12 protein-coding genes, 1 other RNA gene and 1 pseudogene are annotated in these 14,282 nt (G+C 48.5%); 13 read left to right on the forward strand and 1 reads right to left on the reverse strand.

Annotated features, from left to right (window positions below):
* The first annotated feature begins 383 nt into the window (after positions 1-383).
* The 9 genes and pseudogenes from ydiK to C3D30_RS10390 all read left to right on the forward strand — a co-directional run bounded on the left by ydiK (position 384) and on the right by C3D30_RS10390 (position 9,651).
* Positions 384-1,496 (forward strand): AI-2E family transporter YdiK, encoded by a 1,113-nt coding sequence (gene ydiK / locus C3D30_RS10345; RefSeq protein ID WP_000248654.1) that lies wholly within the window; start codon positions 384-386, stop codon positions 1,494-1,496.
* Positions 1,497-1,682: 186 nt separating this feature from the next.
* Positions 1,683-1,790, forward strand: an RNA gene (rprA, locus tag C3D30_RS10350) — antisense sRNA RprA.
* A 135-nt stretch (positions 1,791-1,925) separates the two neighbouring features.
* Positions 1,926-2,282 carry a YdiL family protein gene (locus C3D30_RS10355; RefSeq protein ID WP_105286851.1) on the forward strand — a complete coding sequence of 119 codons (357 nt, stop codon included), beginning with the start codon at positions 1,926-1,928 and terminating at the stop codon, positions 2,280-2,282.
* Between the two features lie 99 nt (positions 2,283-2,381).
* Positions 2,382-3,596 (forward strand): MFS transporter, encoded by a 1,215-nt coding sequence (locus tag C3D30_RS10360; protein ID WP_000841936.1) that lies wholly within the window; start codon positions 2,382-2,384, stop codon positions 3,594-3,596.
* 226 nt (positions 3,597-3,822) lie between these two features.
* Positions 3,823-5,077 (forward strand): annotated as a pseudogene (locus tag C3D30_RS10370) (MFS transporter).
* Positions 5,078-5,088: 11 nt separating this feature from the next.
* The gene (gene ydiB / locus C3D30_RS10375; RefSeq protein ID WP_000383454.1) at positions 5,089-5,955 is read left to right on the forward strand and encodes a quinate/shikimate dehydrogenase; all 867 of its coding nucleotides are present in this window, start codon (positions 5,089-5,091) and stop codon (positions 5,953-5,955) included.
* A gap of 30 nt (positions 5,956-5,985) precedes the next feature.
* Positions 5,986-6,744 carry a type I 3-dehydroquinate dehydratase gene (gene aroD / locus C3D30_RS10380; protein ID WP_000860205.1) on the forward strand — a complete coding sequence of 253 codons (759 nt, stop codon included), beginning with the start codon at positions 5,986-5,988 and terminating at the stop codon, positions 6,742-6,744.
* 146 nt (positions 6,745-6,890) lie between these two features.
* Positions 6,891-8,486 carry an acyl CoA:acetate/3-ketoacid CoA transferase gene (locus C3D30_RS10385; RefSeq protein ID WP_105286853.1) on the forward strand — a complete coding sequence of 532 codons (1,596 nt, stop codon included), beginning with the start codon at positions 6,891-6,893 and terminating at the stop codon, positions 8,484-8,486.
* Positions 8,487-8,499: 13 nt separating this feature from the next.
* A complete protein-coding gene (locus tag C3D30_RS10390; RefSeq protein WP_105286854.1) occupies positions 8,500-9,651 on the forward strand; it encodes an acyl-CoA dehydrogenase in 1,152 nt (383 codons plus the stop codon).
* 42 nt (positions 9,652-9,693) lie between these two features.
* Here the strand turns inward: C3D30_RS10390 and C3D30_RS10395 are convergent, their stop codons facing one another.
* A complete protein-coding gene (locus C3D30_RS10395) occupies positions 9,694-10,605 on the reverse strand; it encodes an AraC family transcriptional regulator (protein ID WP_000284822.1) in 912 nt (303 codons plus the stop codon).
* A 314-nt stretch (positions 10,606-10,919) separates the two neighbouring features.
* Between C3D30_RS10395 and C3D30_RS10405 the strand changes: the two genes are divergently transcribed.
* From C3D30_RS10405 to C3D30_RS10420, 4 genes are read left to right on the forward strand one after another with little or no spacing between them, the layout of a single operon-like run.
* A complete protein-coding gene (locus C3D30_RS10405; RefSeq protein ID WP_105284813.1) occupies positions 10,920-11,684 on the forward strand; it encodes an electron transfer flavoprotein in 765 nt (254 codons plus the stop codon).
* Positions 11,685-11,703: 19 nt separating this feature from the next.
* Positions 11,704-12,642: an electron transfer flavoprotein subunit alpha gene (locus tag C3D30_RS10410; RefSeq protein WP_105286855.1), complete on the forward strand. Its 939-nt coding sequence runs from the start codon at positions 11,704-11,706 to the stop codon at positions 12,640-12,642.
* 54 nt (positions 12,643-12,696) lie between these two features.
* Entirely contained in the window at positions 12,697-13,986 is a 1,290-nt protein-coding gene (locus C3D30_RS10415; RefSeq protein ID WP_105286856.1) for an FAD-dependent oxidoreductase, read from the forward strand.
* Entirely contained in the window at positions 13,983-14,276 is a 294-nt protein-coding gene (locus C3D30_RS10420; protein WP_105286857.1) for a ferredoxin family protein, read from the forward strand. The genes C3D30_RS10415 and C3D30_RS10420 overlap by 4 nt, the downstream gene beginning before the upstream one ends.
* The last annotated feature ends 6 nt before the right edge of the window (positions 14,277-14,282 follow it).

A 14,282-nucleotide genomic window follows, 5' to 3' on the forward strand; every position in this document is an offset into this window, starting at 1 on the left:
TGACCCTTTCCTGCGGTCTGTGATGTAGGTCGATACACAGTTCTTTCAGGCTGCTGCAATAGCGCACTGAAAGGTGATGTGTGTTTACTCTATGGATTTCGAGTTGCGGGAAGGCGGCAAGCGAGTGAACGCCAGGAGCTTACAAAAGTAAGTGACTGGGGTGAACGAACGTAGCCGCAGCACATGCAACTTGAAATACGACGAGTAAACCGTTTGCGTGTTGCCTGAATTGTTGTACCACATTTTTTTCTTACACGCCCATCAGAATTAAGGGCAGAATCGGCCTGTTAAAAACCGCTGAAATTGCTCATCATTATGCAGGTGAGTTTCGCGTGTTCACGTCGCGTCGACGATTTGACGCACAAAAAAGGTGAAAAGTAGTTATGGTAAATGTTCGTCAGCCCAGGGATGTCGCACAAATTCTGCTTTCGGTGCTGTTTTTAGCCATCATGATTGTGGCATGTCTGTGGATTGTTCAACCCTTCGTTCTCGGCTTTGCGTGGGCCGGTACGGTGGTGATCGCTACCTGGCCGGTATTGTTACGCTTGCAAAAGATCATGTTTGGTCGCCGTTCGCTCGCCGTTCTGGTGATGACGCTGTTATTAGTGATGGTGTTTATCATCCCTATTGCCTTATTGGTTAACAGTATCGTCGATGGCAGTGGGCCGTTGATTAAAGCCATTTCCAGCGGCGACATGACGTTACCCGATCTGGCGTGGCTTAATACCATTCCGGTGATTGGCGCGAAGCTGTATGCAGGCTGGCACAATTTGCTGGATATGGGGGGTACGGCGATCATGGCGAAAGTCCGTCCTTATATTGGCACCACCACCACCTGGTTTGTTGGGCAGGCGGCGCATATCGGGCGATTTATGGTGCATTGTGCGCTCATGCTTCTCTTCAGCGCCCTGCTGTACTGGCGCGGTGAACAGGTAGCGCAAGGCATTCGCCATTTTGCAACTCGTCTGGCAGGCGTTCGCGGTGATGCCGCAGTCCTGCTGGCGGCGCAGGCTATCCGTGCGGTGGCGCTGGGCGTGGTGGTAACGGCGTTGGTGCAGGCGGTTCTTGGCGGTATCGGTTTGGCGGTATCCGGCGTTCCTTACGCAACGCTGCTGACGGTGTTAATGATCCTCTCCTGCCTTGTCCAGCTTGGCCCGCTGCCGGTGTTGATTCCGGCGATTATCTGGCTCTACTGGACCGGTGATACCACCTGGGGCACGGTATTGCTGGTGTGGAGTGGTGTGGTTGGCACACTGGATAACGTGATTCGCCCGATGTTAATTCGCATGGGTGCCGATTTACCGCTGATCCTGATCCTCTCCGGTGTTATCGGTGGTTTGATTGCCTTCGGGATGATCGGTCTGTTTATTGGTCCGGTTCTGTTAGCCGTTTCCTGGCGTCTGTTTGCCGCGTGGGTGGAAGAAGTCCCGCCACCGACTGACCAGCCGGAAGAAATTCTCGAAGAACTGGGCGAAATTGAAAAGCCGAATAAGTAACTCTCTCATCAGGCGGCTCTGCCGCCTGATTGTTAACCATCGCTAATTGATATTTCATTTCTCAACCTCGTATTTCCCCGCTTACCTCCATTCAGCTGGTAGTACCTGTCGCAAATTCTTTACAGTTTTTAAACTAATGAGACGAATCTGATCGACGCAAAAAGTCCGTATGCCTACTATTAGCTCACGGTTATAAATCAACATATTGATTTATAAGTATGGAAATCCCCTGAGTGAAACAACGAATTGCTGTGTGTAGTCTTTGCCCATCTCCCACGATGGGCTTTTTTTTAACATTTTTCCGTTTACTTATCTCGCCATTCATTCTTTCCAATAATGTTGCACAAGATACTGTGACTCTCTTCAAGCCGTTAGCTGGCTGATAATGTTATTTATATTTTATTCTATTTTTTGATGCAGCGATTACCTATGAACGCTTATGAACTCCAGGCACTACGCCATATTTTTGCCATGACTGTTGATGAATGCGCGACCTGGATTGCCCAGACAGGTGACAGCGAAAGCTGGCGGCACTGGGAAAATGGCAAAAGCGCCATTCCTGATAGCGTCGTTGAAAAATTGCTGGCTATGCGTCAGCAAAGAAAAAAACATCTTCACACCATCATAGAGAAAATAAATAACCGCATCGGCAATAACACCATGCGCTTCTTCCCTGATTTAACCGCGTTTCAACGTGTCTACCCTGACGGCGATTTTATTGACTGGAAGATTTATCAATCAGTAGCCGCTGAGTTATATGCGCACAACCTTGAGCGTCTTTGTTGACATTTTAACGGGAATCAATAGCCATTATTACAAGAATAATGACCGGATATTGACGCAATATCGTCACATTTTTTAAAGCAAAGTTGCTAAGTGGATCTTATGAAAAGTCCCTATCTCCCTACCGCGCTGGGGTTGTATTTCAATTACCTGGTACATGGTATGGGCGTCATTTTGATGACTCTGAATATGGCCTCGCTGGAGACGCTTTGGCATACCAATGCGGCAGGTGTCTCGATTGTTATCTCATCATTAGGCATTGGTCGATTAAGCGTCCTGTTTCTTTCTGGCTTATTATCCGATCGCTTCGGTCGACGACCGTTTATCATTCTCGGTATGTGCTGCTATATCGCCTTCTTTTTTGGCATCCTGCACACCAATAACATTATTATCGCTTATGTTTTTGGTTTTCTGGCCGGAATGGCAAACAGTTTTCTCGATGCAGGCACTTATCCCAGCCTGATGGAAGCCTTTCCTCATTCGCCGGGTACAGCCAATATTTTAATTAAAGCCTTTGTTTCCAGCGGGCAATTTTTATTGCCGCTAATCATCAGCCTGTTAGTGTGGGCCGAACTGTGGTTTGGTTGGTCTTTTATGATTGCCGCAGGCATTATGATTATTAACGGTCTATTTTTATGCCGCTGTACATTTCCACCGCATCCGGGTCGTCGCTTACCGGCAGTAAATAAAACAACCACTTCTGCGAGGCATCGCTGCTCAATAATCGATTTAGCCAGTTATACCTTATATGGCTATATCTCAATGGCAACGTTTTATCTGGTCAGCCAGTGGCTGGCACAATACGGGCAATTTGTCGCTGGCATGTCATACACAATGTCGATCAAATTACTCAGCATCTACACCGTGGGATCGCTGCTTTGCGTATTTATTAGTGCACCGCTCATTCGTAAAGCGATTCACCCGACAACATTGTTGATGCTGTACACTTTTATCTCATTTATTGCCCTGCTCACCGTTTGCCTGTATCCCATATTTTATGTGGTAATAACATTCGCTTTCGTTATTGGTTTTACCTCTGCTGGAGGCGTTGTACAAATTGGCCTGACGTTAATGGCTGAGCGTTTTCCCTACGCTAAAGGTAAAGCTACGGGTATTTATTACAGTGCGGGAAGTATTGCAACCTTTACCATTCCGTTGATTACGGCTCATCTATCACAAAGAAGTATTGCCGATATTATGTGGTTCGATACCGCCATCGCTGCCGTCGGATTTTTACTGGCGCTGTTTATTGGCTTACGCAGCCACAAGGAAACACAACATCCATCGCTAAAAGAAAATGTCGCTACGGATGGGTAATGCAATATTCTTTTCAGGACATGCAAGATCTTACGGATAAATTAATCTTTCTGCGCTAATTAGGGGAAATCACGGTCAAAAACAAACTATCTCATGCAATATACCTGGAAACATAAACTTTATGCCATGTACCCAGGGAAAATCATCTTCAGTATAGTGATTATGAAAACCGTCGAAGAACAATACGTACGGTAACAAAATTATCTTTCAGCAAGGAGCTGTGAAAATGTCTCAAAATAAGGCTTTCAGCACGCCATTTATCCTGGCTGTTCTTTGTATTTACTTCAGTTATTTCCTGCACGGCATTAGTGTTATTACACTTGCACAGAACATGTCAACTTTGGCAGAAAAATTTTCGACTGACAACGCGGGTATTGCTTATTTAATTTCTGGTATTGGCCTGGGTCGCCTGATCAGTATTTTATTCTTCGGTGTGATCTCCGACAAATTTGGTCGGCGAGCGGTAATATTAATGGCAGTCGCCATGTATCTGTTGTTCTTCTTTGGTATTCCCGCTTGCCCGAATTTAACTCTCGCTTACTGTCTGGCAGTGTGCGTAGGTATCGCTAACTCGGCGCTGGATACCGGTGGTTACCCGGCGTTAATGGAATGCTTTCCGAAAGCCTCCGGGTCGGCGGTAATACTGGTTAAAGCAATGGTGTCATTCGGGCAAATGTTCTATCCAATGCTGGTGAGTTATATGCTGCTGAATAACATCTGGTACGGCTATGGGCTGATTATTCCGGGCATCCTGTTTGTACTGATCACGCTGATGCTGTTGAAAAGCAAATTCCCCAGCCAATTAGTGGACGCCAGCGTTGCTAATGAATTACCGCAAATGAACAGTAAACCGTTAGTCTGGCTGGAAGGTGTTTCATCGGTACTGTTCGGTGTCGCCGCATTCTCGACCTTTTATGTAATTGTGGTGTGGATGCCCAAATATGCAATGGCATTTGCTGGTATGTCGGAAGCCGAGGCATTAAAAACCATCTCTTATTACAGTATGGGTTCGCTGGTCTGTGTCTTTATTTTTGCCGCGCTACTGAAAAAAATAGTACGCCCCATCTGGGCTAACGTATTTAACTCTGCACTGGCAACGGTAACTGCTGCTATTATCTATCTCTACCCTTCTCCGCTAGTGTGTAATGCCGGAGCCTTTGTTATCGGTTTCTCAGCAGCTGGCGGCATTTTACAACTCGGCGTTTCGGTCATGTCGGAGTTTTTCCCCAAAAGCAAAGCCAAAGTTACCAGTATTTATATGATGATGGGAGGCCTGGCAAACTTTGTTATTCCTCTGATTACTGGTTATCTGTCAAATATCGGCCTGCAATATATCATCGTTCTCGATTTTACTTTCGCGCTGCTGGCTCTGATTACCGCGATTATTGTTTTCATTCGCTATTACCGCGTATTCATTATTCCCCAAAATGATATCCGGTTAGGTGAGCGTTATTTTAAACACAATTAAGCACAGAGGTTAAAGGAGTTAATTATGGATGTTACTGCTAAATACGAATTGATTGGACTGATGGCCTATCCTATCCGCCATAGTTTATCGCCTGAAATGCAAAATAAAGCTTTAGAAAAAGCAGGATTACCATTTACCTATATGGCCTTTGAGGTGGATAACGATAGCTTTGCCGGTGCGATTGAAGGATTAAAAGCCTTAAAAATGCGCGGTACCGGTGTGTCGATGCCGAACAAACAACTGGCGTGTGAATATGTTGATGAATTAACGCCTGCGGCGAAACTGGTGGGCGCCATCAATACCATCGTTAATGATAACGGCTACCTGCGCGGTTATAACACCGACGGCACAGGCCATATTCGCGCCATTAAAGAGAGCGGTTTTGATATCAAAGGCAAAACGATGGTGCTGTTAGGTGCCGGTGGCGCCTCAACGGCAATTGGCGCGCAGGGGGCGATTGAAGGGTTAAAAGAAATTAAACTCTTTAACCGTCGGGATGAGTTTTTTGATAAAGCCCTCGCCTTCGCGCAACGGGTCAACGAAAACACCGATTGCGTCGTCACAGTTACGGATCTCGCCGATCAACAGGCCTTTGCCGAGGCGCTGGCTTCTGCTGACATTTTAACCAACGGCACCAAAGTGGGTATGAAACCTCTTGAGAATGAATCATTAGTTAATGATATCAGCTTGTTACATCCAGGACTTCTGGTCACTGAATGCGTATATAACCCGCATATGACGAAGTTATTGCAGCAGGCGCAACAAGCGGGTTGCAAAACGATTGATGGATACGGCATGTTGTTGTGGCAAGGGGCTGAACAGTTCACGTTATGGACTGGCAAAGATTTCCCTCTGGAATATGTTAAACAGGTCATGGGGTTCGGCGCCTGACAGGCTGACCGCGTGCAGAAAGGGTAAGAAATGAAAACCGTAACTGTAAAAGATCTCGTCATTGGCACGGGCGCACCAAAAATCATCGTCTCGCTGATGGCGAAAGATATCGCCAGCGTGAAGTCTGAAGCTCTCGTCTATCGTGAAGCAGACTTTGATATTCTGGAGTGGCGCGTGGATCACTTTGCCGACCTCTCCTGCGTAGAGTCGGTCATGGCAGCGGCAAAAGCTATCCGCGAGGTAATGCCGGAAAAACCACTGCTGTTTACCTTCCGCAGTGCCAAAGAAGGCGGCGAGCAGGCGATTTCCACCGAGGCTTATATTGCACTCAATCGCGCAGCCATCGACAGCGGTCTGGTCGATATGATCGATCTGGAGTTATTTACCGGCGATGATCAGGTTAAAGAAACCGTCGCCTACGCCCATGCGCATGATGTGAAAGTTGTCATGTCCAACCATGACTTTCATAAAACACCGGAGGCCGAAGAAATCATCGCCCGTCTGCGCAAAATGCAGTCCTTCGACGCTGATATTCCCAAAATTGCGCTGATGCCACAAAGCACCAGCGATGTGCTGACGTTACTTGCCGCGACCCTGGAGATGCAGGAACAGTATGCCGATCGTCCAATCATTACGATGTCGATGGCAAAAACTGGCGTAATTTCCCGTCTGGCGGGTGAAGTTTTCGGTTCGGCGGCAACCTTTGGCGCAGTAAAAAAAGCCTCTGCCCCTGGGCAAATATCAGTGAATGATTTGCGCACAGTATTAACTATTTTGCATCAGGCATAATCAATAACATTCCGGCGGGAACACCCTCACCCGCCGAAATAAAAACAAGTGTTTTAAGAGTATTTAATAAAAATATTCCGTGGATACCTGCGCGCTATTTTTTCTGGCTGGCGCAGGGAAATTCACACCTGAATCAGGAAAAAATAATGAAACCTGTAAAACCACCTCGTATTAATGGACGAGTGCCGGTCCTGTCGGCACAGGAAGCGGTGAATTATATTCCCGACGAAGCAACGCTTTGTGTCTTAGGCGCTGGCGGCGGTATTCTGGAAGCCACCACATTAATTACTGCTCTTGCTGATAAATATAAACAGACTCAAACGCCACGTAATTTATCAATTATTAGCCCTACGGGGCTTGGCGATCGCGCCGACCGTGGTATTAGTCCGCTGGCGCAAGAAGGCCTGGTGAAATGGGCATTATGCGGTCACTGGGGACAATCGCCGCGTATTTCTGATCTCGCAGAACATAATAAAATTATTGCTTATAACTATCCACAAGGCGTACTTACACAAACCTTACGCGCCGCCGCTGCTCACCAGCCAGGTATTATTAGTGATATTGGTATTGGTACATTCGTCGACCCTCGTCAACAAGGCGGCAAACTTAATGAAGTGACCAAAGAAGACCTGATTAAACTGGTCGAGTTTGATAATAAAGAATATCTCTATTACAAAGCGATTGCGCCGGATATCGCCTTTATTCGCGCCACCACCTGCGACAGCGAAGGCTATGCCACCTTTGAAGATGAAGTGATGTATCTCGACGCGCTGGTCATTGCTCAGGCGGTGCACAATAACGGCGGTATCGTAATGATGCAGGTGCAGAAAATGGTTAAGAAAGCCACGCTGCATCCGAAGGCGGTGCGTATTCCGGGCTACCTGGTAGATATTGTCGTTGTCGATCCGGATCAAACCCAGTTGTATGGCGGCGCACCAGTTAACCGTTTTATTTCTGGCGACTTCACCCTTGATGACAGTACCAAACTTAGTCTGCCGCTTAATCAGCGTAAATTAGTTTCACGGCGCGCACTATACGAAATGCGTAAAGGTGCGGTCGGTAATGTCGGCGTCGGTATTGCCGATGGCATTGGTCTGGTCGCCCGGGAAGAAGGATGTGCTGATGACTTTATTCTGACTGTGGAAACGGGTCCGATTGGCGGTATTACCTCGCAAGGTATCGCCTTTGGCGCAAATGTTAATACCCGCGCCATTCTGGATATGACGTCCCAGTTCGATTTTTACCACGGCGGTGGTCTGGATGTTTGTTATTTGAGTTTTGCCGAAGTGGACCAGTACGGTAACGTCGGCGTACATAAATTCAATGGCAAAATCATGGGCACCGGCGGATTTATTGATATCAGCGCCACCTCGAAGAAAATTATTTTCTGTGGCACGTTAACCGCAGGAAGTTTAAAAACAGAAATTTCCGACGGTAAATTAAATATCGTTCAGGAAGGACGGGTGAAGAAATTTATCCGTGAACTACCGGAAATCACGTTTAGTGGAAAAATTGCTCTTGAACGGGGACTGGATGTTCGTTATATCACTGAACGCGCCGTATTCACGCTGAAAGAAGATGGTCTGCATTTAATCGAAATCGCTCCCGGTGTCGATTTACAAAAAGATATTCTCGACAAAATGGATTTCACCCCAGTTATTTCGCCAGAACTCAAACTAATGGACGAAAGATTATTTATCGATGCGGCGATGGGTTTTGTCCTGCCTGAAGCGGCTCATTAACAGGAGTATAACGATGGATTTTTCTTTAACTGAAGAACAAGAACTGCTGTTGGCCAGTATTCGCGAGTTGATTACGACTAACTTCCCGGAAGAGTATTTCCGCACCTGCGATCAAAACGGGACATATCCGCGTGAGTTTATGCGGGCGCTGGCGGATAACGGTATTTCCATGCTTGGCGTGCCGGAAGAATTTGGCGGTATCCCTGCGGATTACGTCACCCAAATGCTGGCGCTGATGGAAGTGTCAAAATGCGGTGCTCCAGCGTTTTTGATTACCAACGGTCAGTGTATTCACAGTATGCGCCGCTTCGGTTCTGCAGAGCAGCTACGTAAAACGGCAGAAAGCACCCTGGAAACGGGTGATCCCGCCTATGCCCTGGCATTGACGGAACCGGGCGCTGGCTCAGACAACAACAGCGCCACCACCACTTACACGCGTAAAAATGGCAAGGTTTATATCAACGGACAGAAAACCTTTATTACCGGCGCGAAAGAGTATCCGTACATGCTGGTGCTGGCGCGCGATCCGCAACCGAAAGATCCGAAAAAAGCCTTCACCCTTTGGTGGGTCGACTCCGGTAAGCCTGGTATTAAGATCAACCCACTGCATAAAATCGGCTGGCATATGCTCAGCACCTGCGAAGTTTATCTCGACAACGTAGAGGTTGAAGAGAGCGACATGGTGGGCGAAGAAGGAATGGGCTTCCTCAATGTGATGTACAACTTTGAGATGGAGCGCCTGATCAACGCCGCACGCAGCACCGGCTTTGCCGAATGCGCCTTCGAAGATGCAGCCCGCTATGCCAACCAGCGTGTCGCTTTTGGTAAGCCGATTGGGCATAACCAGATGCTCCAGGAAAAACTGGCGCTGATGGCGATTAAGATCGACAACATGCGCAACATGGTGCTGAAAGTGGCATGGCAAGCTGACCAGCATCAGTCACTGCGCACCAGCGCGGCGCTGGCAAAACTGTACTGCGCACGTACCGCGATGGAAGTTATTGATGATGCGATTCAAATCATGGGCGGTCTGGGCTATACCGATGAAGCGCGCGTTTCCCGCTTCTGGCGTGATGTCCGCTGTGAACGTATCGGCGGCGGTACAGACGAAATTATGATTTACGTGGCAGGTCGGCAGATCCTGAAAGATTATCAGAACAAATAATCTGCAGGCGGCGCAGCTTCTTGCAAAACTGCGCCGCCAGATTTATCCGGCAAGACTTACGGGTTGAGGAAATTCAGAAAAGGTCTCTTGTTCCGCAAAACAGTTTTTAAATTGCCTGCGGTAATCACTGGGCGAACAGCCGACATGGCGCAAAAACAGTTTGGCGAAGTGATCGACATTTTCATAACCCACACGCCAGGAGATCTCTGCCTGTGATAAATCAGTATTAGTCAGCAGCCATTTTGCTTCCGTCATACGCCGTTGAATAACATAATTAATAGGGGAAATTCGATATTCTTTAGTAAATTCATGACAAATATAGCTGACGCTGGCACGAAACTTTTTCGATAACTGTTCCAGGGTGATTTTTTCGCGATAGTTATTATTCAGGTAGAAGAGAATATCTTTTATCAGAACATCTTTTTTAATATACCCCTGCTCCGAACGATATGCATTTTTAAAATTTTCGTAGTAAAGAATTGCTAATGTATAGGCAAATGCGTCCCATAACGAAGATATCTGACTATTTTTACTTTGCGGCAAAATCACGCTTAACTCATTAAATAAGGTTTTAATGACCTCTTTTCCCTGCCCTGCGGCAATTACCGGACATGAATGCGGTTGCAGAAGCTGGTTTTCCTCTGCCCCCTGAAACTGAAAACCGTACAGCGCACAGGTACAGGTCGTTGCTGGATCGTTGACATCAGAAGCCACCGCATGAAGTCTGCCGCGTTCTATCACCACAATGTCATCGGCATGGGCTACATATAACGAGGAGTCAATGGTAAACCTTGCCACCCCTTTCTTGACATAAATCAGCTCAGTTTCATTGTCATGAACGTGATGTCCAGACTCCCATTTGGGATCATCGCTAAATGCAAAACGTGAAAGCCGTGGCGTTTTTCCAGAGACAAACAGCGTTTCGCTGGCATTATCAAAACAGCGTTGATACATGACAACCTCCCTATCCATGAGCAAGCAAAAGCAATATATGCCGGATAAAATACGGCGTGTATTGCGGTTATACAACCGCGTTTAGCGAGAGCTAAACAAGATTATTTACACCGAATGCAAGATTGTACGGTCATGGCATAACAATATTGCCGCTAACTGCACTTTTGTTTTAGCGATCGCATTTTTTTTGCAAGATTGTTGGCAAGGAAAACAGCTTGCTCCGTCGAAAACCCCGCACTGCTATCGCACACTATTTTCAGGCCATTTTTACCTTCCATCGGAGATGGTTCCGTATGCGACCCACAGGAGAAATCATGAAAATAATAACCTGCTTTAAGCTGGTGCCTGAAGAACAGGACATTGTTGTCACTCCCGAATACACCCTTAATTTCGACAATGCCGACGCCAAAATCAGCCAGTTCGATCTCAATGCCATTGAAGCTGCAAGCCAGCTCGCAACGGATGACGACGAGATAGCCGCGCTGACGGTTGGCGGTTCGTTGTTGCAGAACTCAAAAGTGCGCAAAGACGTGTTATCACGCGGGCCACATAGTCTTTATATGGTGCAGGATGCCCAACTTGAACACGCGCTGCCCGTCGATACCGCAAAGGCGCTGGCAACCGCAGCAGAAAAAATCGGCTTTGATGTACTGATCTTTGGTGAAGGTTCCGGCGATCTCTATGCCCAGCAGGTCGGTCTGCTGGTGGGGGAAATATTGCAACTTCCGGTGATTAATGCGGTGAGTGCCATTGCGCGTCAGGGCGATACACTGGTGGCTGAACGCACACTCGAAGAGGAAGTTGAGGTTATTGCACTCTCGCTTCCCGCCGTACTTTGCGTCACGTCTGATATCAACGTTCCACGTATCCCCTCCATGAAAGCCATTCTCGGTGCAGGCAAAAAACCGGTGAACCAGTGGCAGGCGAGTGATATCGGCTGGAGCCAGAGCGCGCCACTTGCTGAACTGACCGGCATTCGCGTACCGCCACAAACAGAACGTAAACACATCATTCTCGATAACGATTCGCCGGAAGCGATTGCCGAGCTGGCGGAACACCTGAAGAAAGCCCTGAACTAAAGCCTACGGAGAAGAAACGATGAGTCAATTAAACAACGTCTGGGTCTTTAGCGATAATCCTGAACGTTATGCCGAACTGTTTGGCGGCGCGCAGCAATGGGGACAACAGGTGTATGCCATTGTGCAAAATGCCGACCAGGCGCAGGCGGTTATGCCTTATGGCCCAAAATGTATTTATGTTCTTGAGCAAAACGCTGCGCTGCAACGCACTGAAAATTACGCTGAAAGCATTGCTGCCCTGCTTAAAGATAAACACCCCGCTATGTTGCTAATGGCCGCGACAAAACGCGGTAAAGCTCTGGCAGCACGGTTAAGTGTGCAACTGAATGCAGCGCTCGTAAACGATGCCACAGCAGTGGATGTTGTCGATGGTCACATTTACGCCGAGCACCGTATGTATGGCGGGTTAGCGTTCGCTCAGGAAAAAATCACCAGCCCGCTGGCGATAATTACCCTTGCGCCCGGTGTTCAGGAACCGTGCACGAGCAATGCTTCTCATCAATGCCCGATTGAAACGGTGCCTTACGTTGCCCCGCGTCATGAAATTCTCTGTCGCGAACGCCGCGCTAAAGCGGCAAGCAGTGTGGATCTGAGTAAAGCGAAACGCGTGGTCGGCGTCGGGCGTGGTCTGGCGGCTCAGGATGATCTGAAAATGGTTCACGAACTGGCGGCGGCGCTGAATGCTGAAGTCGGCTGCTCACGCCCGATTGCCGAAGGCGAGAACTGGATGGAACGTGAACGTTATATCGGCGTCTCCGGCGTGTTGCTGAAATCCGATCTCTACCTGACGCTGGGGATTTCCGGGCAGATCCAGCATATGGTCGGCGGCAACGGCGCAAAAGTGATTGTCGCCATCAATAAAGATAAAAACGCGCCAATCTTTAACTATGCCGACTACGGTCTGGTGGGCGATATCTACAACGTCGTCCCTGCCCTGATTAGCCATTTGAATCGCTAATTCCTTTTCAACCACATATCCCGCTGTTAACGCAGCGGGAAGGGAGCATAACGCATGTCGGATGACAAATTTGATGCCATTGTGGTCGGTGCGGGCGTTGCCGGTAGCGTTGCCGCACTGGTGATGGCGCGAGCCGGACTGGATGTCCTGGTGATAGAACGCGGTGACAGCGCCGGATGCAAGAATATGACTGGCGGGCGTCTTTATGCCCACACGCTTGAGGCTATTATTCCCGGCTTTGCTGCATCTGCGCCGGTTGAACGCAAGGTCACACGCGAGAAAATCTCCTTCTTAACCGAAGAGAGCGCCGTTACCCTCGATTTTCACCGTGAGCAACCGGATGCCCCGCAGCAAGCGTCTTATACCGTATTGCGCAACCGCCTCGATCCGTGGCTGATGGAACAAGCAGAACAGGCAGGTGCACAGTTTATCCCGGGCGTTCGCGTCGATGCGCTGGTTCGCGAAGGAAACAAGGTCACTGGCGTCCAGGCCGGGGATGATATTCTCGAAGCGAATGTGGTGATTCTGGCTGATGGCGTTAACTCAATTCTTGGTCGTTCGCTGGGAATGGTTCCCGCCTCCGATCCGCATCATTACGCTGTTGGTGTTAAAGAGGTCATTGGCCTCACGCCAGAACAAATCAACGATCGCTTTAACGTTACCGACAATGAAGGCGCCGCCTGGCTGTTTGCCGGTTCTCCTTCTGACGGATTAATGGGCGGCGGATTCCTTTATACCAATCACGACTCCGTATCGTTGGGTCTGGTCTGCGGATTGGGTGATATCGCCCATGCGCAAAAAAGCGTGCCGCAAATGCTGGAAGATTTTAAACAGCACCCCGCCATACGCCCGCTAATTAGCGGTGGCAAACTGCTTGAATATTCCGCGCATATGGTGCCGGAAGGTGGTCTGGCGATGGTGCCGCAACTGGTTAACGATGGTGTGATGATCGTCGGTGACGCCGCCGGTTTCTGCCTCAATCTGGGCTTTACGGTTCGCGGGATGGATTTAGCCATCGCGTCGGCACAGGCTGCAGCCACAACGGTGATTGCCGCCAAAGAACGCGCGGATTTCTCCACCAGCAGTCTGGCGCAATACAAACGTGAGCTGGAACAGAGTTGCGTCATGCGCGATATGCAGCATTTTCGCAAAATCCCGGCACTGATGGAAACCCCGCGCCTGTTTAGCCAATACCCGCGCATGGTCGCCGACATCATGAACGATATGTTCACCATCGACGGCAAACCTAACCAGCCGGTGCGCAAGATGATCATGGGACATGCGAAGAAAATCGGGCTGATCAACTTGCTCAAAGATGGCATTAAGGGAGCAACCGCACTATGAGCCAGAATGCTACGGTTAATGTTGACGTCAAATTAGGCGTCAATAAATTCCATGTTGATGAGGGACATCCGCACATCATTCTGGCGGCAAACCCTGATATCAATGAATTTCGTAAATTAATGAAAGCCTGCCCGGCCGGACTTTATAAACAGGATGAGGCGGGAAATATTCATTTTGATTCTGCCGGTTGTCTCGAATGCGGAACCTGTCGGGTGCTTTGCGGCAACACTATCCTCGAACAATGGCAATACCCTGCTGGCACTTTCGGTATTGATTTCCGCTACGGTTAATCACGC

It is taken from the genome of Escherichia sp. MOD1-EC5433 (genome assembly GCF_002966005.1).
Classification (GTDB): domain Bacteria; phylum Pseudomonadota; class Gammaproteobacteria; order Enterobacterales; family Enterobacteriaceae; genus Escherichia; species Escherichia ruysiae.

What these genes read in the sequence shown, in the direction of transcription:
- C3D30_RS10395 (WP_000284822.1), bottom strand. Translation starts at nt 10,605, where the DNA reads ATGTATCAACGCTGTTTTGATAATGCCAGCGAAACGCTGTTTGTCTCT.
- C3D30_RS10390 (WP_105286854.1), top strand. Translation starts at nt 8,500, where the DNA reads ATGGATTTTTCTTTAACTGAAGAACAAGAACTGCTGTTGGCCAGTATT.
- ydiB (WP_000383454.1), top strand. Translation starts at nt 5,089, where the DNA reads ATGGATGTTACTGCTAAATACGAATTGATTGGACTGATGGCCTATCCT.
- aroD (WP_000860205.1), top strand. Translation starts at nt 5,986, where the DNA reads ATGAAAACCGTAACTGTAAAAGATCTCGTCATTGGCACGGGCGCACCA.
- C3D30_RS10360 (WP_000841936.1), top strand. Translation starts at nt 2,382, where the DNA reads ATGAAAAGTCCCTATCTCCCTACCGCGCTGGGGTTGTATTTCAATTAC.
- C3D30_RS10405 (WP_105284813.1), top strand. Translation starts at nt 10,920, where the DNA reads ATGAAAATAATAACCTGCTTTAAGCTGGTGCCTGAAGAACAGGACATT.
- C3D30_RS10415 (WP_105286856.1), top strand. Translation starts at nt 12,697, where the DNA reads ATGTCGGATGACAAATTTGATGCCATTGTGGTCGGTGCGGGCGTTGCC.
- C3D30_RS10355 (WP_105286851.1), top strand. Translation starts at nt 1,926, where the DNA reads ATGAACGCTTATGAACTCCAGGCACTACGCCATATTTTTGCCATGACT.
- C3D30_RS10420 (WP_105286857.1), top strand. Translation starts at nt 13,983, where the DNA reads ATGAGCCAGAATGCTACGGTTAATGTTGACGTCAAATTAGGCGTCAAT.
- ydiK (WP_000248654.1), top strand. Translation starts at nt 384, where the DNA reads ATGGTAAATGTTCGTCAGCCCAGGGATGTCGCACAAATTCTGCTTTCG.
- C3D30_RS10385 (WP_105286853.1), top strand. Translation starts at nt 6,891, where the DNA reads ATGAAACCTGTAAAACCACCTCGTATTAATGGACGAGTGCCGGTCCTG.
- C3D30_RS10410 (WP_105286855.1), top strand. Translation starts at nt 11,704, where the DNA reads ATGAGTCAATTAAACAACGTCTGGGTCTTTAGCGATAATCCTGAACGT.